The organism is Methylobacterium bullatum, assembly GCF_014845095.1.
GTDB lineage: Bacteria > Pseudomonadota > Alphaproteobacteria > Rhizobiales > Beijerinckiaceae > Methylobacterium > Methylobacterium bullatum.
Genome location: NZ_NKUG01000296.1, coordinates 1 through 1,402, shown reverse-complemented (window position 1 = coordinate 1,402; position 1,402 = coordinate 1). Strand labels below are relative to the sequence as shown.

Below are 1,402 nucleotides of genomic sequence, written 5' to 3'. Positions count from 1 at the left end.
CTCGTGACCGAATCCGAGGAAATCCTCCGCCTGCCCGTTGATGAGCGCGATCCGGCCGGATTCGTCGACCACGACGATGCCTTCGAGGGAGGTCTCGAGGGCGTCGGCGAGATGGGCCTCCGCCGAGATGCGCTGGGCGACCTCCTGCTCCATCGCCCGGCGGATGTTGTCGCGCATGACGCCCATGGAGGCGAGGAGGGCGCCGAGTTCGTCCGCGCTGCCGGACGGGATCGTCACGCTGAGGTCCCCGGCCGCGATCCGCGAGGCGACCATGGAGGCGTCCGCCACCGGCCGCATGATGCGCCGGGCCAGCAGGAAGGCGACGGAGGCGGACATCAGCAGTGCCAGCAGGGTGCCGAAGAGGTTGATCTGGGTCTCGCGGGCGACGATGGCCCTGGCCTGCTGCCGGTAGATGAAACCGTCGCCGGCGGTGTGGTTGATGAAGAGGTCGAGATGCTCCTCGACGGCGCCGGCATGCCGGTCGACCGCGTCCCAATCGGGATCCCGGGTGTCGCGGCCGGCGAGGACGGAGCGGGCCGCGTCCCAATCCTTCACCGCCCGCTCCACGGCTTGGGCCGCCTGGGTCGCACGGCTCGACTGGGCGCGCTCGACCGCCACGGCGAGATCCTCCGCGAAGACATGGCGAAGGCTGTCGAGCCTGCCTTCGAGCTGCGCCTTCGCGCCGGGGTCGGCGCTCATCCGCCGCCGGGCCTCCAGGGAGCGCATGTTGGCGAAATCGGCGGCGGCGGCCCGCGCATAGTTGATGGACATGAGCGACTGATCGAAAGTCCGGCTCACGAGTTCGTCGGCCCGGCGAATCCCTGACGCCGCCGACAATCCGAGGATGCCCGTGATGGCGCTCATGATGAGAAAGGCGACCAGAATCCGGCCGCGGATGGTGCCCGCGAAAGAGGCGACCGCGGTGATGGGCCTCGGCCAGTTCCTCTCGCCAGCCTTGGCAGATTTCCAACCGTAGATAGATTTCATCCAGTTCGTCTCATCCGGCCATCGTAAATTCTTCGCCTGCAATAGTTAAGTCGGGCTTGAAATCTTTGTAAATTTTGGCCAATTAACAGGCTGTTTACTTGCACCGGCAAGGATGCAAAAGGACGAAATCGTATCGGCGGACGGCATGAGACGCATCACTTCACTCGGTCTCGCGTTCGCCCTCGTTGCCACCGGCGTCGCCGCCTTCGCCCTCCATGCCTCGGCGGCCGGACAGGTCTACCGCATCTCGCAGAAGGGCCGGGCGTTCCAGCCGAGCGCCCTGGTGATCAAGAAGGGGGAGACCGTCCAGATCGTCAACGACGACGGCGATCTCCTGCATCACGCCTATGTCGACTCGCCGACGTTCCATTACGATTCCGGCGATCAGGAGCCGGGCGGCAAGGCCGAGATCGTC

At 66.0% G+C, this 1,402-nt stretch carries 2 protein-coding genes; one reads left to right on the top strand and one right to left on the bottom strand.

The window, feature by feature from the left end; genetic code table 11:
* Positions 1–987, bottom strand: a 987-nt coding sequence (locus MBTS_RS23245) for a HAMP domain-containing protein (protein WP_192216601.1), incomplete at its 3' end; no start/stop codon positions are given.
* Between the two features lie 145 nt (positions 988–1,132).
* Between MBTS_RS23245 and MBTS_RS23240 the strand changes: the two genes are divergently transcribed.
* On the top strand, positions 1,133–1,402 hold a 270-nt coding region (locus tag MBTS_RS23240), incomplete at its 3' end, for a cupredoxin domain-containing protein (RefSeq protein ID WP_192216600.1).